This window comes from Pseudomonas sp. L5B5, from assembly GCF_020520285.1.
Classification (GTDB): Bacteria; Pseudomonadota; Gammaproteobacteria; order Pseudomonadales; family Pseudomonadaceae; genus Aquipseudomonas.
Genome location: NZ_CP084742.1, coordinates 4,918,228 through 4,938,101, shown reverse-complemented (window position 1 = coordinate 4,938,101; position 19,874 = coordinate 4,918,228). Strand labels below are relative to the sequence as shown.

The following is a 19,874-nucleotide window of genomic DNA, read 5'->3' as shown; positions in this document are numbered from 1 at the left end:
AAATGGAGGAGCACTGGCGTGACAGACAAAGAAGAAGTGGGCCGCCGTGAGCGCAAGAAACTCATGCTGCGCGAGGCGCTGATCACAGCGGCCTACGAGCTGTTCGCTATGAAAGGTTTCGATGAGACCCGTGTCGAGGACATCACCGAACAGGTCGATGTTTCCACCCGTACCTTCTTCCGTTATTTCGCATCGAAGGAGGATGTGGTGCTCGACTATCAGGAAGCCGAGCACCAGGATTTCATGGCCGCGCTCAGCCGCAGACCCGCCGATGAACCCGCGCTGAGTGCGGTGCATCATGCCGCGGTGGAGGTGGTCAGGGGGTGCGAAAACGGCTCGTACGGCTTCAACGCCGACCGTTTCATGACCTTGCAGGAGCTACTGCGCAGCCACCCATTGGTCCGGGCCAAGAACCTGCAGAATTGCATTGACCGTCGCGACTCCATTGTCGAACTCATCGCCCGTCGCATGGGGACCGATCCCCTCCAGGACATCCGCCCCAATGTGCTGGTGTGGGCCTTGGATTACGCGCACATCGCAGCGCACGATCTCTGGAAAAAGAACTCGGCTCTCCCCTACTCCGACGTCCTCGACGAAATCTTCCAGGTCATCGAACAAGGCCTGAATTTCCCAGCTTGCACGGAGTACGCGCCAGGCCTGCAGCAGTAGAGGGTCGATCTGCGATTGAAGTCGCGCTGGCCCTGCCAGTCGCGCCTTGGCAGGTATTCGTCAGCTCATGTCTATACCTTCTAGAGGTAAACACTTAACAGGTATCGCCTTTACGCCACAAAAATCTGGGAGCAATAAAAAAGCGAAGCCAAATCAATGGCTTCGCTTCTAGTATTTACAGTTCTGAAAAAGCTGGGTTTCAGAACGGAATATCGTCATCGAAACTGTCGAAATCCGGCGCCGGCTGCGGAGCGGCCTGTTGAGGCGCTGGGCGCGACTCACGCTGCGGCTGCGGAGCAGGACGGGATTGCTGAGGACGCGGCGCCGAGTTGGACATGCCGCCCTGACCTTGCTGGTCACCTTGTGGACGGCCACCCAGCAGCTGCATGGTGCCTTGCATGTCGACGATGATTTCGGTGGTGTAGCGCTTGATGCCGTCTTTTTCCCACTCGCGAGTCTGCAGCTTGCCTTCGATGTAGACCTGCGAACCTTTGCGCAGGTACTCGCCAGCGATCTCGGCGACCTTGCCGAACATCGACACGCGGTGCCATTCGGTGCGCTCGACCTTCTGACCTGTCTGCTTGTCGGTCCACTGCTCGCTGGTGGCCAGACTCAGGTTGGTCACGGCGTTACCGTTAGGCAGGTAGCGAACTTCGGGATCCTGGCCGCAAGTGCCGACCAATATGACTTTGTTAACCCCACGGGCCATAACGTTCTCCTAGGCTTCGCTCGCCGACGGCGCTGGATTGACCAGCTGCTCGAGGGTCGTGCGATCCAATAATTCGGTGTCCAATTTGATGTAAATGGCGGCCTCCTCGGCCACCACCACGGCATCTGTTACCCCAACGACAGCCTTCAGGCGCTCGACCAGGCCGGCTTCGCGGATCGCTTCAGGCGATAACGGCAAGCGCAGGCTCGTCACATACGGGGGCTCGCGCATGGTAACAGCAAAGGCCAGCCAGAGTGCAGCCAGGACTGCGCATCCGAGGAACACAACCGACAAACCGCCATGCTGGAACAACCAGCCGCCGAGGATGCCACCCAGTGCCGAACCGAGGAACTGGCTGGTGGAATACACTCCCATTGCCGTGCCCTTGCCGCCTGCCGGCGAAACCTTGCTGATCAGCGACGGCAGGGAGGCTTCCAGCAGGTTGAACGCGGTGAAGAACACCACGGTGCCAATCACCAGCGCCCGCAAGCTGTCGCCGAACTGCCAGAAGAATAGCTCGGTGAGCAGCAGCGTACTGACCGCGCCCAGCAGAACTCGTTTCATTTTGCGTTTTTTCTCGCCGTAGATGATGAACGGGATCATGGCGAAGAAGGAAATCAGCAGCGCTGTGAGGTAGACCCACCAGTGCTGCTCCTTGGGCAGGCCGGCTTTTTCCACCAGCGCCAGGGGCAAGGCAACGAAGCTCGACATCAGCATCGCGTGCAACACGAAGATACCAAGGTCCAGGCGCAGCAGATCGGGGTGCTTGAGGGTCGGGATCAGCGCCTGGCGGGCCACTCCTGATTCCCGGTGCTGCAACGGCCCGGTTGAGCGCGGCACCATGAAAGCGATGATCAGGATACCTACCAGGGCCATGGCCCCGGTGGCCAGGAACAGCCCCGAGAGGCCGAAACTGCGGGTCAGCAGCGGGCCGACCACCATGGCCACGGCGAAGGACAGGCCGATGGTCATGCCGATCATGGCCATGGCCTTGGTTCGATGCTGCTCGCGGGTCAAGTCGGACAACAGCGCCATCACCGCGGCGGAAATTGCCCCTGCGCCCTGCAGGATACGTCCGGCGATCACGCCCCAGATCGAATCGGCGTTGGCTGCCAGTACGCTGCCCAGAGCGAATACGATCAGTCCCAGGTAGATCACCGGACGACGACCGATACGGTCGGAGATGATCCCGAAGGGAATCTGGAACAACGCCTGGGTCAGGCCGTATGCGCCGATCGCCAGCCCGATCAGGGCCGGGGTGGCGCCAGCCAGGTCCATACCATAGGTCGCCAGGACCGGCAGCACCATGAACATGCCAAGCATACGGAACGCGAACACCAGGGCCAGACCGCTTGCCGCGCGGGTCTCGCCACCACTCATGCGTTCGCTGTTGGGATCGTGCATGGAATAACCTCGTATGAACCGGCGGCGATTCTACCAGTCCGATCGATTGAGGGGATACATGGCGACGCTTTGCCGCGCTGCCCTTCCGGCAATCGAAAAAGCGCTGTCGATAGTGTGCATCCATCCAGTGTTTAGTTTTATACTCCTGCCTTTACGCCCGCCGATCGAGGCCTCTTTTGGACAAGATTCTGATTCGTGGGGCCCGCACCCACAACCTGAAGAACATCGACCTGACCCTGCCCCGGGACAAGTTGATCGTCATCACCGGGCTGTCTGGGTCCGGCAAGTCTTCCCTGGCTTTCGACACCTTGTATGCCGAGGGCCAACGCCGCTATGTCGAGTCGTTGTCAGCCTATGCCCGGCAGTTCCTGTCGATGATGGAAAAGCCCGATGTCGACACCATCGAGGGGCTGTCTCCGGCGATTTCCATCGAACAGAAATCCACCTCCCACAACCCGCGCTCCACCGTCGGCACCATCACCGAGATCTACGACTACCTACGCTTGCTCTATGCCCGCGTCGGTACGCCACGCTGCCCGGACCACGACATCCCCCTGGAGGCCCAGACCGTCAGCCAGATGGTCGACCTGGTGCTGGCCCAGCCTGAAGGCAGCAAGCTGATGCTGCTGGCCCCGGTGATCCGCGAGCGCAAGGGTGAACACCTCTCGGTCTTCGAAGAGCTGCGAGCCCAGGGTTTCGTCCGCGCCCGAGTCAACGGCAAGCTGTACGAACTGGACGAGCTGCCGAAACTGGATAAACAGAAGAAGCATACGATCGATGTGGTGGTCGACCGCTTCAAGGTACGGGCCGACCTGCAGCAACGCCTGGCCGAGTCCTTCGAGACCGCGCTGAAGCTCGCCGACGGCATCGCCCTGGTGGCGCCGATGGACGACGAGCCTGGCGAGGACATGATCTTCTCCGCCCGCTTCGCCTGCCCCATCTGCGGTCATGCCATCAGCGAGCTGGAACCCAAGCTGTTCTCCTTCAACAATCCCGCCGGTGCCTGCCCCACCTGCGACGGCCTGGGGGTCAAGCAGTTCTTCGACATCAAGCGCCTGGTCAATGGTGAGTTGACCCTGGCCGAAGGAGCGATCCGCGGCTGGGACAGGCGCAACGTCTATTACTTCCAGATGCTCGGTTCTCTGGCCGCTCATTATGGCTTCAGCCTGGAAGTGCCGTTCAATCAGCTGGCAGCCGATCAGCAGAAAGTCATTCTCAACGGCAGCGGCACGCAGAACGTCGACTTCAAGTACCTCAACGACCGGGGTGATATCGTCAAGCGCTCCCACCCCTTCGAGGGCATCGTGCCGAACCTGGAGCGCCGCTACCGGGAAACCGAATCGGCCACAGTACGCGAGGAGCTGGCCAAGTTCCTCAGCACCCAGCCCTGCCCGGATTGCCGCGGTACTCGGCTGCGGCGTGAGTCGCGACACGTCTGGGTCGGTGAAAAGACCCTGCCGGCAGTCACCAGCCTGCCTATCGGCGATGCTACCGATTACTTCGGCACCCTCAAGCTGACAGGACGCCGCGGCGAGATTGCCGACAAGATCCTCAAGGAAATCCGCGAGCGCCTGCAGTTCCTGGTCAACGTGGGGCTCGACTACCTGACCCTGGACCGCAGCGCGGACACCCTGTCCGGTGGCGAAGCCCAGCGTATCCGCCTGGCCAGCCAGATCGGCGCCGGCCTCGTGGGGGTGATGTATATCCTCGATGAGCCGTCCATCGGCCTGCACCAACGGGACAACGACCGCCTGCTGGGAACCCTGAAGCACCTACGGGATATCGGCAACACGGTGATCGTGGTTGAACACGATGAAGACGCCATTCGCCTGGCCGACTACGTGGTGGACATCGGCCCCGGCGCCGGTGTGCATGGTGGGCAGATCGTCGCCGAAGGCACCGCTGAGGAAGTCATGGCCCACCCGGACTCCCTGACCGGCAAATACCTCTCGGGCCGGGTGAAGATCGTGGTGCCGCCCAAACGTACGCCGCGCAACAAGAAGCTCACCCTCAGCCTCAAGGGCGCTCGTGGCAACAACCTGCGCAATGTCGACCTGGAGATCCCCATCGGCCTGCTGACCTGTGTCACCGGAGTATCCGGTTCAGGCAAGTCGACGCTGATCAACAACACCCTGTTCCCGTTGAGCGCCACCGCGCTGAACGGCGCCACCACCCTGGAGGCTGCTGCGCACGACAGCATCAATGGTCTGCAGCACCTGGACAAGGTGGTGGACATCGACCAGAGCCCGATCGGCCGTACGCCCCGCTCCAACCCGGCAACCTACACCGGGCTGTTCACGCCGATCCGCGAACTGTTCGCCGGAGTACCGGAGTCCCGCTCCCGTGGTTATGGCCCCGGACGCTTCTCCTTCAACGTCAAGGGCGGTCGTTGCGAAGCCTGCCAGGGTGATGGCCTGATCAAGGTGGAAATGCACTTCCTGCCGGACATCTACGTGCCCTGCGATGTGTGCAAGAGCAAGCGTTACAATCGCGAGACCCTGGAGATCAAGTACAAGGGCAAGAGCATCCACGAGGTGCTGGAAATGACCATCGAGGAAGCCCGTGAGTTCTTCGACCCAGTGCCGGCCCTGGCGCGCAAACTGCAAACGCTGATGGATGTGGGCCTGTCCTATATCAAGCTCGGACAGTCAGCTACCACCTTGTCCGGTGGTGAGGCCCAGCGGGTCAAGCTATCCCGCGAGCTGTCCAAGCGCGATACCGGCAAGACCTTGTACATCCTCGATGAACCTACCACCGGCCTGCACTTCGCGGATATCCAGCAACTACTGGACGTTCTGCACCGCCTGCGCGACCACGGCAATACCGTGGTGGTGATCGAACACAACCTGGATGTGATCAAGACAGCCGACTGGCTGGTGGACCTGGGGCCGGAAGGCGGCTCCAAGGGCGGCCAGATCATTGCGGTAGGTACTCCGGAGCAAGTGGTGGAAATGCCTCAATCCCACACTGGACACTATCTCAAGCCATTGCTGACCCGCGACCGCGCCTGAAGGCCATGAAAAAGCCCCCGTCACCTTATGGTGCTGGGGGCTTTCATTTCGTGCATCGGCTGGGGGGTTCGCCAGCACGGCCTGTGATCAGAACTGCGATTGCAGGTAGTTCTCCAGCCCGATGGCCTTGATCAAACCCAGCTGTTTCTCCAGCCAGTAGGTGTGATCTTCCTCGGTGTCCGCCAACTGGACCCTCAGGATGTCACGACTGATGTAGTCCTTGTGCAGCTCGCACAATTCGATGCCCTTGCACAGCGCGGCGCGCACCTTGTATTCCAGGCGCAGGTCGCTGGCCAGCATGTCCGGAACCGTCGTGCCGGTGTCGAGATCATCAGGACGCATGCGCGGCGTGCCTTCAAGCATCAGGATGCGTCGGATCAAGGCGTCAGCGTGTTGTGCCTCTTCCTCCATCTCGTGGTTGATGCGCTCATAGAGCTTGGTGAAGCCCCAGTCTTCGTACATCCGCGAATGAATGAAATATTGGTCGCGTGCTGCCAGTTCTCCCGTCAGCAACGTGTTGAGGTAATCGATTACGTCGGGATGACCTTGCATCGCCCTATATCTCCCTGCTTGAAAGTGGATAGTTTGAACCAAGCTGACTCGCAGGTCACTCAAAAACAGCTGAAAAAGTAATGATTTCCCGAGAAAAACAGGATAAATAACGCAAAAACCGCCCAAATGAGGGCGGTTCTGCTTCTTATTTAGACTTACTTGAGCGATACACCCAAGGCTTTGGCAATACCTTCTCCATAGGCCGGATCAGCCTTGAAGAAATGTTGCAACTGACGCCGTACTACATCGGCTGTAACACCGGCCATGGCGCCAGAGATGTTGTTGATCAACAGAGCCTTCTGCCCGTCATCCATCAGACGGAACAGAGCGCCTGCATGGCTGTAGTAGTCCGTGTCCTCGCGATGATCGTAGCGATCGGCTGCGCCATTCAAAGCCAGGGCTGGCTCTGCATAACGTGGGGCTTGTTTCGGCGCGTCGCTATAGCTGTTGGGCTCGTAGTTCGGCGCTGTGCCACCATTAGTGCCAAACGCCATCGCTCCATCGCGCTGGTAGCTATTGACCGGGCTCAGCGGCGCATTCACCGGCAGTTGCTGGTGATTGGTACCAACGCGATAGCGATGTGCATCGGCGTAGGCAAAGACCCGGCCCTGCAACATGCGATCTGGCGACAGGCCAACGCCCGGAACCATGTTGCTTGGGCCAAACGCAGCCTGCTCGACCTCGGCAAAGTAGTTCAGCGGATTACGGTTCAACTCCAGCTCTCCAACCTCGATCAGTGGGAACTCCTTCTGCGACCAGGTCTTGGTCACATCGAAGGGATTCTCGTAGTGTGCTGCAGCCTGGGCCTCGGTCATGATCTGGATGCAAACGCTCCATTTCGGGAAGTTGCCACGCTCGATGGCATTGAACAGGTCGCGCTGGGCGTAGTCCGGATCGGTGCCAGCCAAGCGAGCAGCCTCTGCCGGAGCCAGGTTCTTGATCCCTTGCTTGGTCTTGTAGTGCCACTTGACCCAGTGCCGCTCGCCGTTAGCGTTGATCAGGCTGTAGGTATGGCTGCCAAAACCGTGCATGTGGCGGTAACCGTCGGGAATACCGCGATCAGAGAACAGGATCGTGACTTGATGTAGAGCCTCGGGCGAATGCGACCAGAAGTCCCACATTGCCTGGGCACTTTTCAGATTGCTCTGAGGCAGACGCTTCTGGGTGTGGATAAAGTCGGGAAACTTCAGAGGATCGCGTATGAAGAACACCGGGGTATTGTTGCCGACGATGTCCCAGTTGCCTTCCTCGGTATAGAACTTGAGAGCAAACCCACGAGGATCGCGCTCAGTGTCCGCCGATCCACGCTCGCCACCCACCGTGGAAAAGCGCAAGAACGTCGGAGTCTTCTTGCCTACCGATTCGAACAACTTGGCACTGGTGTATTGGGTGATATCGCGAGATACCGTGAAAGTACCGTAGGCACCTGAGCCCTTGGCATGTACACGTCGCTCAGGGATGTTTTCGCGATTGAAATGGGCGAGCTTTTCGATCAAGTGAAAATCATCGAGAAGCAATGGGCCTCGAGGGCCGGCTGAACGGGAGTTCTGGTTATCCGCGACAGGAGCGCCACTTGCGGTAGTAAGAATTTTGGTTTGGCTCATGCTCAATATTCCTCTGTCAGTCTGGAAACTGCCGGCTAATCGGCTGACACAGAGTATTGACCATGGATGTTACAACATCCAATGCATTAGATTTCGTGAAACGATAGAAATTAATAATTAAAACACGCACAAAAAACCGGGCACTAGGCCCGGTTTCCTGTTTCAGACTGATGTCTTACTCAGCGGATACTGCTTCGCCGCCAACAGCACGATCAACCAGTTCAACGTACGCCATAGGAGCGTTGTCACCAGCGCGGAAACCGCACTTGAGGATGCGCAGGTAGCCACCCTCACGGGTAGCGTAACGCTTGCCCAGGTCGTTGAAGAGCTTACCAACGATAGCTTTCGAACGAGTACGGTCGAAAGCCAGACGACGGTTAGCTACGCTGTCTGTCTTGGCCAAAGTGATCAGCGGCTCGGCAACGCGGCGCAGTTCTTTAGCTTTCGGCAGGGTGGTTTTGATCAGCTCGTGCTCGAACAACGACACCGCCATGTTTTGGAACATGGCCTTGCGGTGCGAGCTGGTGCGGCTCAGGTGACGCCCACTTTTACGATGACGCATGGTTCATTCCTTACCAAACACAACGTTCGGTGATTACGACGATCAGGCAGTCGCCTTGTCGTCCTTCTTAAGACTTGCAGGCGGCCAGTTATCGAGGCGCATGCCGAGGGACAGACCGCGGGAGGCCAGAACATCCTTGATTTCGGTCAGGGATTTCTTGCCCAGGTTCGGAGTCTTCAACAGTTCTACTTCGGTACGCTGAATCAGGTCGCCGATGTAGTAAATGTTTTCCGCCTTAAGGCAGTTAGCCGAACGTACAGTCAGTTCCAGATCGTCAACCGGGCGAAGCAGGATCGGATCGATCTCGTCTTCCTGCTCGACTACCACTGGCTCACTATCACCCTTGAGGTCGACGAACGCAGCCAACTGCTGTTGCAGGATGGTTGCAGCACGACGGATAGCCTCTTCAGGATCCAGAGTACCGTTGGTTTCCAGATCAATAACCAGCTTGTCCAGGTTGGTACGCTGCTCGACACGGGCGTTTTCCACCACGTAGGCGATACGGCGAACCGGGCTGAACGAAGAGTCGAGCTGCAAGCGACCAATGCTGCGGCTTTCATCTTCATCGCTTTGACGCGAGTCGGCCGGTTCATAACCACGACCACGAGCTACGACGAGCTTCATGTTCAGAGCGCCGTTAGACGCCAGGTTAGCGATTACGTGATCGGGGTTAACGATCTCGACATCATGATCCAGCTGAATATCGGCAGCGGTAACCACCCCCGAACCCTTCTTCGACAAGGTCAGCGTAACTTCGTCACGGCCGTGCAGCTTGATAGCCAGACCTTTAAGGTTCAACAGGATTTCAATTACGTCTTCCTGTACACCTTCGATGGCGCTGTACTCGTGGAGCACACCGTCAATCTCGGCCTCGACTACTGCACAGCCGGGCATTGAGGACAACAGGATGCGGCGCAGCGCGTTGCCCAGGGTGTGGCCAAAACCACGCTCGAGAGGCTCGAGAGTGATCTTGGCGCGGGTTGGACTGACAACCTGCACATCAATATGGCGGGGTGTCAGGAACTCATTTACCGAAATCTGCATGGATGCACCTATTTTCTAGCCCTTACTTGGAGTAGAGCTCGACAATCAGGCTTTCGTTGATGTCGGCGGACAGATCACTGCGAGCTGGAACGTTCTTGAAAACGCCCGACTTCTTCTCAGTGTCTACTTCTACCCATTCTACGCGGCCACGTTGGGCACACAGATCGAGAGCTTGGACAATGCGAAGTTGATTTTTTGCTTTCTCGCGGACAGCGACCACGTCACCAGCACGAACCTGGTAGGACGGAACGTTAACGGTCTGACCGTTTACGCTGATCGACTTGTGCGATACCAGCTGACGGGATTCGGCACGAGTGGAACCGAAGCCCATGCGGTATACAACGTTGTCCAGACGGCATTCCAGCAGCTGCAACAGGTTCTCACCGGTTGCGCCCTTCTTGCCGGCTGCTTGCTTGTAGTAACCGCTGAATTGACGCTCGAGAACGCCGTAGATACGACGAACTTTTTGCTTTTCACGCAGCTGGGTACCGTAGTCGGATTGACGACCACGACGCTGGCCATGGATGCCAGGAGCTGCTTCGATGTTGCACTTGGATTCGATAGCGCGCACGCCGCTCTTCAGGAAGAGATCGGTGCCCTCGCGACGAGCCAGTTTGCATTTTGGACCAATGTAACGAGCCATTCTTTACAATCTCCTGGATTACACGCGGCGCTTCTTCGGCGGACGGCACCCGTTGTGCGGGATTGGCGTCACGTCGGTGATGCTGGCGATCTTGTAGCCACAGCCGTTGAGAGCGCGGACTGCGGATTCACGACCTGGACCTGGACCCTTGACGTTAACGTCGAGGTTCTTCAGGCCATATTCCAGCGCAGCTTGGCCAGCACGTTCAGCAGCTACTTGAGCAGCAAACGGAGTGGACTTGCGAGAACCGCGGAAACCCGAACCACCGGAGGTAGCCCAAGAAAGAGCGTTGCCTTGACGGTCGGTGATGGTCACGATGGTGTTGTTGAAAGACGCGTGGATGTGGGCGATGCCATCAACCACTGTCTTTTTGATTTTCTTACGAGGACGAGCAGCAGGTTTTGCCATGACTAAATTCCTGTCGATTCGCTGGTGCGATTACTTGCGGATCGGCTTACGCGGACCTTTGCGAGTACGCGCGTTGGTCTTGGTACGCTGACCGCGTACTGGCAGACCACGACGATGGCGCAGACCGCGGTAGCAGCCCAGATCCATCAAGCGTTTGATTTTCATGTTGTTTTCGCGACGCAGGTCACCTTCAGTGGTGAACTTCGCCACTTCGCCACGCAGCTGTTCAATTTGCTCGTCGCTCAGATCCTTGATCTTCGCAGCTGGGTTGACCCCAGTCTCTGCACAGATTTTATGTGCAGTAGTGCGACCGACACCATAGATGTAGGTCAGCGAGATAACAGTATGCTTGTTATCTGGAATGTTAACGCCTGCAATACGGGCCATTCAGTGGGACTCCAATTGACAGCTACCTACGCCCCGGAAGCCAAGAAATAGGGCGCGAGATAATATCGCTGTAATAACAAATAATCAACCCGGCAGCGCACTAGCTGCCGGGCTTGAAGCACAATCACACTCAGCCTTGGCGCTGCTTGTGACGTGGTTCCGCGCTGCAAATTACTCGAACAACACCTTCGCGGCGAATAATCTTGCAGTTGCGGCACAGCTTTTTCACCGATGCACGAACTTTCATCACCAACTCCTCGAACCTTATGGATTAGCGCAGCATGCCGCTGCCGTAACCCTTCAGGTTGGCTTTCTTCATCAGGGATTCGTACTGGTGGGAAACGAGATGCGATTGTACTTGCGACATAAAGTCCATAACAACCACAACCACGATCAGCAACGAGGTCCCGCCAAGGTAGAACGGAACGTTTGCAGCAACCACCAAGAACTGTGGCAACAGGCAGACGGCCGTCATATATAGAGCACCGAACATGGTCAAGCGGGTCAGAACACCATCAATGTAGCGTGCCGACTGCTCGCCTGGACGGATGCCCGGAATAAAGGCACCGGACTTCTTCAGGTTTTCCGCTACGTCTTTCGGATTGAACATCAACGCCGTATAGAAGAAGCAGAAGAAAATAATCCCTGCACTAAACAGCAGAATATTCAACGGCTGACCAGGAGCGATCGACTGCGAGATGTCCTGCAACCAGCCCATACCTTCAGACTGACCGAACCAGGCACCCAACGAAGCCGGAAACAGCAAAATGCTGCTCGCGAAGATAGCTGGAATAACACCGGCCATATTCACTTTCAGCGGCAAGTGGCTGGTCTGAGCAGCAAAGACCTTGCGGCCTTGCTGACGCTTGGCGTAGTGAACAGCAATACGACGCTGGCCACGCTCAATGAACACCACAAAACCGATGATCGCTACCGCCAGCAAACCGATCGCAACCAGGGCGAAGATGTTGATATCACCCTGACGTGCAGACTCGAAGGACTGCCCAATCGCTCTCGGAAGACCGGCGACGATACCTGCGAAGATCAACATCGAGATACCGTTGCCAACACCACGCTCAGTAATCTGCTCACCCAGCCACATCATGAACATCGCGCCAGCCACAAACGTGGATACCGCGACGAAATGGAAGCCAAAGTCACCAGTGAACGCAACGCCCTGTCCAGCCAGACCAACGGACATGCCGATGGCCTGAACCAGAGCTAGGACGACAGTGCCGTAGCGGGTGTACTGGCTGATCTTGCGACGGCCAGCTTCACCTTCCTTCTTCAACTGCTCCAACTGCGGACTGACAGCGGTCATGAGCTGCATGATGATCGACGCCGAAATGTACGGCATGATCCCCAATGCAAAAATACTCATGCGCTCCAGTGCACCGCCGGAAAACATGTTGAACAAGCTAAGAATGGTCCCCTCATTCTGTCGAAACAGGTCTGCGAGTCGATCAGGGTTGATACCTGGAACCGGGATGTGCGCACCTATCCGATAGACGATAATCGCCATGAACAGAAAACGCAGACGAGCCCAGAGTTCAGACATACCGCCTTTGCCGAGCGCAGAGAGAGCACCTTGCTTAGCCATTTATTCCTCGAACTTGCCGCCAGCTGCTTCGATAGCCGCACGCGCACCTTTGGTGGCGGCGATACCCTTGATGGTCACAGCGCGAGTAACTTCACCGGACAGCATGATTTTCACACGCTGAACGTTCTGGTTAATCACGTTGGCATCTTTCAGGGACTGCACGGTGACGATATCGCCTTCCACTTTAGCCAACTCGGACAGACGCACTTCTGCGCGATCCATGGCTTTCAGGGAAACGAAACCGAACTTTGGCAGGCGACGATGCAGCGGCTGTTGGCCGCCTTCAAAGCCTGGAGCGATGGTGCCACCGGAGCGGGAAGTCTGACCTTTGTGACCACGGCCACCAGTCTTACCCAAACCACTACCGATACCACGGCCCGGACGATGCTTTTCGCGACGGGAACCCGGCGCTGGACTCAGATCATTGAGTTTCATCGATTAACCCTCGACACGCAGCATGTAGTAAGCCTTGTTGATCATCCCGCGATTCTCGGGAGTATCCTGGACTTCTACAGTGTGACCGATGCGACGCAGACCCAGACCCTTAACGCACAGTTTGTGGTTAGGGATACGGCCGGTCATGCTTTTGATCAGCGTTACTTTTACGGTAGCCATGATCAGATAATCTCCTGGACGCTTTTGCCACGCTTGGCGGCAATGGATTCAGGGGACTGCATTGCTTTCAAACCCTTGAAAGTGGCGTGAACCACGTTTACTGGGTTAGTCGAGCCGTAGCACTTGGCCAGAACGTTCTGAACGCCAGCAACTTCGAGGACAGCACGCATAGCGCCGCCAGCGATGATACCGGTACCTTCAGAGGCAGGCTGCATGTACACCTTGGAAGCACCGTGAGCGGACTTCATTGCGTACTGCAGAGTAGTACCGTTCAGATCAACTTGGATCATGTTGCGGCGAGCAGCTTCCATTGCCTTCTGGATCGCAGCAGGCACTTCACGCGACTTGCCACGGCCGAAGCCAACACGCCCCTTACCATCACCAACCACGGTCAACGCGGTGAAAGTGAAGATACGGCCGCCTTTTACGGTTTTGGCTACGCGGTTAACTTGAACCAGCTTCTCAATGTAGCCTTCGTCGCGCTTTTGGTCGTTATTTGACATAACTTAGAACTCCAGCCCAGCTTCACGAGCAGCATCAGCCAGCGCCTTGACGCGGCCGTGGTACTTGAAGCCAGAGCGGTCGAAAGCCACCTGCGAGACGCCAGCGGCTTTCGCACGCGTAGCGACCAGCTGGCCAACCTTAGTGGCCGCGTCGATGTTGCCAGTGGCGCCATCACGCAGTTCTTTATCCAAAGTCGAGGCACTTGCCAGGACTTTGTTGCCGTCGGCCGAAATGACCTGGGCGTAGATGTGCTGCGAAGAGCGGAACACGCAGAGACGCACGACTTCGAGTTCGTGCATTTTCAGGCGTGCTTTGCGAGCGCGACGCAGTCGAGTAACTTTTTTGTCGGTCATTTGCTATGCCCTACTTCTTCTTGGCTTCTTTACGACGGACGACTTCGTCCGCGTAGCGCACACCTTTGCCTTTGTAAGGCTCTGGTGGACGGAAGTCGCGGATCTCAGCGGCCACTTGACCTACCAGCTGCTTATCGATGCCCTTGATCAGGATATCGGTCTGGCTAGGAGTCTCAGCGGTAATGCCTTCCGGCAGTTCGTAATCCACTGGATGCGAGAAGCCGAGAGCCAGGTTCAGCACTGTGCCTTTTGCTTGTGCCTTGTAACCAACACCGACCAGCTGGAGCTTACGCTCGAAGCCTTGGCTTACGCCTTGGACCATGTTGTTTACCAGAGCACGAGTGGTACCGGCCATTGCACGAGTTTGTTGGTCGCCGTTGCGAGCAGCAAAACGCAGCTCACCAGCTTCCTCAACGATTTCAACGGACGAGTGTACGTTCAGTTCGAGAGTGCCCTTGGCACCCTTCACCGAAAGCTGTTGGCCGGCGAACTTAACTTCGACACCAGCTGGCAGCTTAACGGGGTTCTTAGCGACGCGAGACATGCTTATCCCCCCTTAGAACACAGTGCAAAGAACTTCGCCGCCGACACCGGCAGCGCGCGCAGCACGATCAGTCATCACACCTTTGTTGGTGGAGACGATAGACACGCCAAGACCGCCACGTACTTTCGGCAGTTCTTCAACGGACTTGTACTGACGCAGGCCTGGACGGCTAACGCGCTTGACTTCCTCGATGACCGGACGGCCTTCGAAGTATTTCAGCTCGATGGACAGCAGAGGTTTGATTTCGCTGCTGATCTGATAACCCGCGATGTAACCTTCGTCCTTCAGGACTTTTGCTACAGCCACCTTCAACGTGGAAGACGGCATGCTTACGACGGACTTTTCAGCCATCTGGGCATTACGGATTCGAGTTAGCATGTCCGCTAACGGGTCCTGCATACTCATGGGCTAGATGCTCCTGATACAAAAAGAATTAGCCTTGCGGCCACAACTGTCGCCTGGAAAACCCGGGCAAAAAACACGGGCTCAGGCGAGCCGGTCATTCTAGACACACCCCAGAAATGAATCAAGCCCCAAAAGGGGCTTGATTCATGTTCAAGGCCACCGGTGATCGGGATCTTGCGACCCCGAACGCCGAGACTTTGATAGCTATTACCAGCTGGCTTTAACCAGACCTGGTACGTCACCACGCATAGCAGCTTCACGCAGCTTGTTACGGCCAAGGCCGAACTTGCGGTAAACGCCGTGCGGACGACCAGTCAGGCGGCAGCGGTTACGCATGCGCGCGGCGCTTGCGTCACGTGGCTGCTTCTGCAGAGCTACGGTAGCTTCCCAACGAGCTTCTGGACTTGCGTTCAGATCCACGATGATAGCTTTCAGCGCTGCACGCTTGGTGGCGTACTTGGCAACAGTGAGCTGACGCTTCAGCTCACGGTTTTTCATGCTCTTCTTGGCCATTTTCCTACTCCAATCAGTTGCGGAACGGGAATTTGAAAGCACGCAGCAGAGCGCGGCCTTCATCATCGTTCTTGGCAGTGGTGGTCAGGGTAATGTCCAGACCGCGGAGAGCATCGATCTTGTCGTAATCGATTTCCGGGAAAATGATCTGCTCTTTCACGCCCATGCTGTAGTTACCACGACCATCGAAGGACTTGGCATTCAGGCCGCGGAAGTCGCGAACCCGAGGCAGGGAGATCGACAGCAGACGATCCAGGAACTCGTACATACGCTCACGGCGCAGAGTCACCTTAACACCGATCGGCCATCCTTCGCGGACTTTGAAGCCAGCGATGGATTTACGAGCGTAGGTCACAACGACTTTTTGGCCGGTGATCTTTTCCAGGTCAGCAACAGCATGCTCGATGACTTTCTTGTCACCGATTGCTTCGCCCAGACCCATGTTCAGGGTGATTTTGGTAACGCGCGGAACTTCCATCACGTTCGAAAGCTTAAGTTCTTCCTTAAGTTTCGGAGCGATTTCCTTCCGGTAAATCTCTTTTAGTCGTGCCATGGTCTTCTACCTAGCAGTGTTCAAGCATCAACCGCTTTTTGGGTCGACTTGAAGACACGAATTTTTTTGCCGTCTTCTACTTTGAAACCAACGCGATCAGCCTTGTTGGTTTCGCCGTTGAAAATGGCGACGTTGGAAGCGTGCAGTGGCGCTTCTTTCTCGACGATACCGCCCTGTACGCCCGACATCGGGTTAGGCTTGGTATGACGCTTGACCAGATTCAGGCCACCAACGACCAGACGGTCATCAGCCAGAACCTTAAGCACCTTACCGCGCTTACCTTTGTCTTTGCCGGCGATCACGATGATCTCGTCGTCACGACGAATCTTTTGCATGTCGGATCTCCTTACAGCACTTCTGGGGCGAGCGAGACGATCTTCATGAACTTCTCAGTACGAAGTTCACGGGTCACTGGCCCAAAGATACGGGTGCCGATCGGCTCTTGCTTGTTGTTCAGAAGAACAGCAGCGTTACCATCAAAGCGAATGATCGAGCCATCTGCACGGCGAACACCGTGGCGAGTGCGGACTACAACAGCAGTCATCACTTGGCCTTTCTTGACCTTACCGCGAGGAATTGCTTCCTTGACGGTAACCTTGATGATGTCACCGATACCAGCGTAACGACGATGGGAGCCACCCAGCACCTTGATGCACATAACGCGGCGGGCGCCGCTGTTATCGGCCACATCGAGCATGGATTGAGTCTGAATCATATAATTTCTCCGACCCTTAGCCCTTAGACTTCCACAGCGCGTTCGAGAACATCAACCAGGGCCCAGGACTTGGTCTTGGCCATCGGACGAGTTTCACGAATAGTGACTTTGTCGCCGATGTGGCACTGGTTGGTTTCGTCGTGCGCGTGCAGCTTAGTCGAACGCTTAACGTATTTACCGTAGATAGGGTGCTTAACGCGACGCTCGATCAGAACGGTGATGGTCTTGTCCATCTTGTCGCTGACAACACGGCCAGTCAGCGTACGGACAGTTTTTTCGGCTTCAGCCATGATTACTTACCTGCCTGCTGGTTGAGCACAGTCTTCACGCGAGCGATGTCACGCTTAACTTGCGAGAGCAGATGAGACTGCCCCAACTGGCCAGTTGCTTTCTGCATACGCAGATTGAACTGGTCGCGCAGCAGGCCGAGCAGTTGCTCGTTCAGCTGCTGTGCGGATTTTTCACGAAGTTCATTCGCTTTCATCACATCACCGTCCGTTTAACAAAGGCGGTGGCGAGCGGCAGCTTTGCAGCAGCCAGGGCAAAAGCCTCACGCGCCAGCTCTTCAGTTACACCCTCGATTTCATACAGGACTTTGCCTGGCTGAATCTGGGCAACCCAGTATTCGACGTTACCCTTACCTTTACCCATCCGAACTTCGAGTGGCTTCTTGGAAATAGGCTTGTCCGGGAATACACGGATCCAGATCTTGCCGCCACGTTTTACGTGACGGGTCAGGGCACGACGTGCCGACTCGATCTGACGAGCGGTGAGACGACCACGAGCTACAGACTTCAGCGCGAACTCGCCGAAGCTGACTTTGCTACCGCGCAGTGCCAGACCACGGTTGTGGCCGGTCATTTGCTTGCGGAACTTCGTACGCTTTGGTTGCAACATTTGGCGTACCCCTTACTTAGCAGCTTTTTTACGAGGCGCAGGTGCTTGCGGCTTCAGCTCTTCTTGGCGACCACCAATTACTTCGCCTTTGAAGATCCAAACCTTCACACCGATCACACCGTAGGTGGTGTGAGCTTCGTAGGTGGCATAGTCGATATCGGCACGCAGGGTGTGCAGTGGCACACGACCTTCGCGATACCATTCAGTACGTGCGATTTCAGCACCGCCGAGACGACCGCTCACTTGGATTTTGATGCCTTTGGCACCAATGCGCATGGCGTTCTGTACGGCGCGCTTCATGGCGCGACGGAACATAACACGACGCTCCAGCTGCTGAGCTACGCTCTGCGCAACCAGCATACCGTCGAGCTCCGGCTTGCGGATCTCTTCGATATTGATGTGCACAGGCACACCCATTTGCTTGGTCAGGTCCTGACGCAGTTTTTCAACATCTTCACCTTTCTTGCCGATCACGATGCCGGGACGAGCGGTGTGGATGGTGATGCGTGCAGTTTGAGCCGGACGATGAATATCGATACGGCTTACGGACGCGCTTTTTAGTTTGTCTTGGAGATACTCACGCACATTCAGATCTGCGAGCAAATAGTCCGCATAAGTCCGACCGTCTGCGTACCAGACGGAGGTGTGCTCCTTGACGATTCCCAGGCGAATGCCAATGGGATGTACTTTCTGACCCATCTCTTCGACTCCGTTACTTGTCAGCAACCTTGACAGTGATATGGCAAGACCGCTTGACGATGCGATCAGCACGGCCTTTGGCACGTGGCATGATGCGCTTCAGCGAACGCCCTTCGTTGACGAAAACGGTGGAGACCTTCAGGTCATCAACGTCTGCGCCTTCGTTATGCTCGGCGTTGGCTACGGCCGACTCCAGCACTTTCTTCATGATCTCGGCGGCTTTCTTACTGCTGAAAGCCAGCAGGTTGAGCGCTTCGCCCACCTTCTTCCCGCGGATCTGGTCGGCGACCAAGCGGGCTTTCTGGGCGGAGATTCGAGCGCCCGACAACTTAGCGGCTACTTCCATCGTTCCTTACCCCTTAACGCTTGGCTTTCTTGTCAGCCACGTGCCCGCGATATGTACGGGTACCGGCGAACTCGCCCAGTTTGTGGCCGACCATGTCTTCGTTCACGAGAACTGGAACATGCTGACGACCGTTATGCACAGCAATGGTCAGACCGACCATTTGTGGCAGGATCATGGAACGGCGCGACCAGGTCTTAACTGGTTTGCGATCGTTCTTTTCCGCCGCCACTTCGATCTTCTTCAGTAGGTGAAGATCAATAAAAGGACCTTTTTTCAGAGAACGTGGCACTGTCGTATCCCTCTATTTACTTGCGACGACGGACGATCATTTTGTCGGTACGCTTATTACCACGAGTCTTCGCGCCCTTAGTCGGGAAGCCCCATGGCGATACCGGATGACGACCACCGGAGGTACGACCTTCACCACCACCATGTGGGTGGTCAACCGGGTTCATGGCAACACCACGAACGGTTGGGCGAACGCCACGCCAGCGTTTGGCACCAGCTTTACCCAGCGAACGCAGGCTGTGCTCGGAGTTCGAGACTTCGCCCAGGGTCGCACGGCATTCAGCCAATACTTTACGCATTTCACCAGAGCGCAGACGCAGGGTGACGTAGACACCTTCGCGAGCGACCAACTGAGCCGAAGCACCAGCGGAACGAGCGATTTGGGCACCCTTGCCTGGCTTCAGTTCGATGCCGTGCACGGTGCTACCAACTGGAATGTTACGCAGCTGCAGAGCGTTGCCCGGCTTGATCGGTGCCAGGGCACCTGCGATCAGCTGGTCGCCAGCACTCACGCCTTTAGGGGCGATGATGTAGCGACGCTCGCCATCTGCATAGCACAGCAGGGCGATGTGAGCAGTACGGTTTGGATCGTATTCGATGCGCTCGACGGTGGCAGCGATGCCATCCTTGTCGTTGCGACGGAAGTCGACCAGACGATAATGCTGCTTATGACCACCACCAACGTGACGAGTAGTGATACGGCCATTGTTGTTACGACCACCAGACTTCGATTTTTTCTCGATCAGCGGTGCGTGAGGAGCGCCTTTATGCAGCTCCTGGTTGACCACCTTGACCACAAAACGGCGGCCAGGGGAAGTCGGTTTGCATTTAACGATTGCCATGATGCGC

General features: G+C 56.7%; 30 protein-coding genes. 2 read left to right on the top strand and 28 right to left on the bottom strand.

Annotated features, from left to right (window positions below; all coding sequences use genetic code 11):
• Window positions 1-18 precede the first annotated feature (18 nt).
• The gene (locus tag LGQ10_RS22610; protein WP_226523240.1) at window positions 19-669 is read left to right on the top strand and encodes a TetR family transcriptional regulator; all 651 of its coding nucleotides are present in this window, start codon (window positions 19-21) and stop codon (window positions 667-669) included.
• A 199-nt stretch (window positions 670-868) separates the two neighbouring features.
• On the opposite strand, the gene LGQ10_RS22605 is transcribed toward LGQ10_RS22610, so the two are convergent.
• Entirely contained in the window at window positions 869-1,378 is a 510-nt protein-coding gene (locus tag LGQ10_RS22605) for a single-stranded DNA-binding protein (RefSeq protein WP_011063767.1), read from the bottom strand.
• A 9-nt stretch (window positions 1,379-1,387) separates the two neighbouring features.
• A complete protein-coding gene (locus LGQ10_RS22600; RefSeq protein WP_226523239.1) occupies window positions 1,388-2,782 on the bottom strand; it encodes an MFS transporter in 1,395 nt (464 codons plus the stop codon).
• Window positions 2,783-2,958: 176 nt separating this feature from the next.
• Between LGQ10_RS22600 and uvrA the strand changes: the two genes are divergently transcribed.
• Window positions 2,959-5,793, top strand: a complete 2,835-nt coding sequence (gene uvrA / locus LGQ10_RS22595) for an excinuclease ABC subunit UvrA (protein WP_226523238.1) — start codon at window positions 2,959-2,961, stop codon at window positions 5,791-5,793.
• Between the two features lie 87 nt (window positions 5,794-5,880).
• Here uvrA and bfr read toward each other — a convergent pair whose 3' ends face one another.
• The 26 genes from bfr to rplB all read right to left on the bottom strand — a co-directional run bounded on the left by bfr (window position 5,881) and on the right by rplB (window position 19,867).
• Entirely contained in the window at window positions 5,881-6,345 is a 465-nt protein-coding gene (gene bfr, locus LGQ10_RS22590) for a bacterioferritin (protein WP_058433462.1), read from the bottom strand.
• Window positions 6,346-6,500: 155 nt separating this feature from the next.
• The gene (locus tag LGQ10_RS22585; protein WP_226523237.1) at window positions 6,501-7,949 is read right to left on the bottom strand and encodes a catalase; all 1,449 of its coding nucleotides are present in this window, start codon (window positions 7,947-7,949) and stop codon (window positions 6,501-6,503) included.
• A gap of 175 nt (window positions 7,950-8,124) precedes the next feature.
• Complete coding sequence (gene rplQ / locus LGQ10_RS22580; RefSeq protein ID WP_007955635.1) at window positions 8,125-8,511, bottom strand: 50S ribosomal protein L17; 387 nt, start codon at window positions 8,509-8,511, stop codon at window positions 8,125-8,127.
• 42 nt (window positions 8,512-8,553) lie between these two features.
• Complete coding sequence (locus LGQ10_RS22575) at window positions 8,554-9,555, bottom strand: DNA-directed RNA polymerase subunit alpha (RefSeq protein WP_007970428.1); 1,002 nt, start codon at window positions 9,553-9,555, stop codon at window positions 8,554-8,556.
• 22 nt (window positions 9,556-9,577) lie between these two features.
• A complete protein-coding gene (gene rpsD / locus LGQ10_RS22570; RefSeq protein WP_011063772.1) occupies window positions 9,578-10,198 on the bottom strand; it encodes a 30S ribosomal protein S4 in 621 nt (206 codons plus the stop codon).
• A gap of 18 nt (window positions 10,199-10,216) precedes the next feature.
• Window positions 10,217-10,606: a 30S ribosomal protein S11 gene (rpsK, locus tag LGQ10_RS22565; protein WP_007924177.1), complete on the bottom strand. Its 390-nt coding sequence runs from the start codon at window positions 10,604-10,606 to the stop codon at window positions 10,217-10,219.
• 30 nt (window positions 10,607-10,636) lie between these two features.
• Window positions 10,637-10,993, bottom strand: coding sequence for a 30S ribosomal protein S13 (rpsM, locus tag LGQ10_RS22560; RefSeq protein ID WP_058438692.1), 357 nt, complete (start codon window positions 10,991-10,993; stop codon window positions 10,637-10,639).
• Between the two features lie 130 nt (window positions 10,994-11,123).
• Entirely contained in the window at window positions 11,124-11,240 is a 117-nt protein-coding gene (rpmJ, locus tag LGQ10_RS22555) for a 50S ribosomal protein L36 (protein WP_002555468.1), read from the bottom strand.
• Window positions 11,241-11,264: 24 nt separating this feature from the next.
• Window positions 11,265-12,593 (bottom strand): preprotein translocase subunit SecY, encoded by a 1,329-nt coding sequence (gene secY / locus LGQ10_RS22550; protein ID WP_022641370.1) that lies wholly within the window; start codon window positions 12,591-12,593, stop codon window positions 11,265-11,267.
• On the bottom strand, window positions 12,594-13,028 hold the full coding sequence (gene rplO, locus LGQ10_RS22545) for a 50S ribosomal protein L15 (protein ID WP_007924183.1): 435 nt from the start codon (window positions 13,026-13,028) through the stop codon (window positions 12,594-12,596).
• 3 nt (window positions 13,029-13,031) lie between these two features.
• Window positions 13,032-13,208, bottom strand: coding sequence for a 50S ribosomal protein L30 (gene rpmD / locus LGQ10_RS22540; protein ID WP_003176408.1), 177 nt, complete (start codon window positions 13,206-13,208; stop codon window positions 13,032-13,034).
• A gap of 2 nt (window positions 13,209-13,210) precedes the next feature.
• The gene (rpsE, locus tag LGQ10_RS22535) at window positions 13,211-13,711 is read right to left on the bottom strand and encodes a 30S ribosomal protein S5 (protein WP_007924184.1); all 501 of its coding nucleotides are present in this window, start codon (window positions 13,709-13,711) and stop codon (window positions 13,211-13,213) included.
• Between the two features lie 3 nt (window positions 13,712-13,714).
• Window positions 13,715-14,065 (bottom strand): 50S ribosomal protein L18, encoded by a 351-nt coding sequence (gene rplR, locus LGQ10_RS22530; protein WP_003186037.1) that lies wholly within the window; start codon window positions 14,063-14,065, stop codon window positions 13,715-13,717.
• Between the two features lie 10 nt (window positions 14,066-14,075).
• Entirely contained in the window at window positions 14,076-14,609 is a 534-nt protein-coding gene (gene rplF / locus LGQ10_RS22525; RefSeq protein WP_025129400.1) for a 50S ribosomal protein L6, read from the bottom strand.
• 12 nt (window positions 14,610-14,621) lie between these two features.
• A complete protein-coding gene (gene rpsH, locus LGQ10_RS22520) occupies window positions 14,622-15,014 on the bottom strand; it encodes a 30S ribosomal protein S8 (RefSeq protein WP_011063773.1) in 393 nt (130 codons plus the stop codon).
• A gap of 207 nt (window positions 15,015-15,221) precedes the next feature.
• Window positions 15,222-15,527 (bottom strand): 30S ribosomal protein S14, encoded by a 306-nt coding sequence (rpsN, locus tag LGQ10_RS22515; protein WP_007918460.1) that lies wholly within the window; start codon window positions 15,525-15,527, stop codon window positions 15,222-15,224.
• Window positions 15,528-15,540: 13 nt separating this feature from the next.
• On the bottom strand, window positions 15,541-16,080 hold the full coding sequence (rplE, locus tag LGQ10_RS22510; protein WP_003210069.1) for a 50S ribosomal protein L5: 540 nt from the start codon (window positions 16,078-16,080) through the stop codon (window positions 15,541-15,543).
• A 20-nt stretch (window positions 16,081-16,100) separates the two neighbouring features.
• Entirely contained in the window at window positions 16,101-16,415 is a 315-nt protein-coding gene (rplX, locus tag LGQ10_RS22505) for a 50S ribosomal protein L24 (protein ID WP_007896770.1), read from the bottom strand.
• An 11-nt stretch (window positions 16,416-16,426) separates the two neighbouring features.
• Window positions 16,427-16,795: a 50S ribosomal protein L14 gene (gene rplN, locus LGQ10_RS22500; RefSeq protein ID WP_002555479.1), complete on the bottom strand. Its 369-nt coding sequence runs from the start codon at window positions 16,793-16,795 to the stop codon at window positions 16,427-16,429.
• A gap of 23 nt (window positions 16,796-16,818) precedes the next feature.
• Window positions 16,819-17,085, bottom strand: a complete 267-nt coding sequence (rpsQ, locus tag LGQ10_RS22495; RefSeq protein ID WP_003194644.1) for a 30S ribosomal protein S17 — start codon at window positions 17,083-17,085, stop codon at window positions 16,819-16,821.
• Window positions 17,086-17,087: 2 nt separating this feature from the next.
• Window positions 17,088-17,279 carry a 50S ribosomal protein L29 gene (rpmC, locus tag LGQ10_RS22490; protein WP_002555481.1) on the bottom strand — a complete coding sequence of 64 codons (192 nt, stop codon included), beginning with the start codon at window positions 17,277-17,279 and terminating at the stop codon, window positions 17,088-17,090.
• Window positions 17,279-17,692, bottom strand: coding sequence for a 50S ribosomal protein L16 (gene rplP, locus LGQ10_RS22485; protein ID WP_025215754.1), 414 nt, complete (start codon window positions 17,690-17,692; stop codon window positions 17,279-17,281). Before rplP ends, rpmC begins: the two co-directional genes overlap by 1 nt.
• Window positions 17,693-17,704: 12 nt before the next feature.
• Window positions 17,705-18,391 (bottom strand): 30S ribosomal protein S3, encoded by a 687-nt coding sequence (gene rpsC, locus LGQ10_RS22480; RefSeq protein WP_007924192.1) that lies wholly within the window; start codon window positions 18,389-18,391, stop codon window positions 17,705-17,707.
• 13 nt (window positions 18,392-18,404) lie between these two features.
• On the bottom strand, window positions 18,405-18,737 hold the full coding sequence (rplV, locus tag LGQ10_RS22475) for a 50S ribosomal protein L22 (protein WP_003103908.1): 333 nt from the start codon (window positions 18,735-18,737) through the stop codon (window positions 18,405-18,407).
• A gap of 13 nt (window positions 18,738-18,750) precedes the next feature.
• Complete coding sequence (rpsS, locus tag LGQ10_RS22470; protein WP_002555486.1) at window positions 18,751-19,026, bottom strand: 30S ribosomal protein S19; 276 nt, start codon at window positions 19,024-19,026, stop codon at window positions 18,751-18,753.
• Window positions 19,027-19,042: 16 nt separating this feature from the next.
• Window positions 19,043-19,867, bottom strand: a complete 825-nt coding sequence (rplB, locus tag LGQ10_RS22465; protein WP_058436290.1) for a 50S ribosomal protein L2 — start codon at window positions 19,865-19,867, stop codon at window positions 19,043-19,045.
• Window positions 19,868-19,874: the final 7 nt, after the last annotated feature.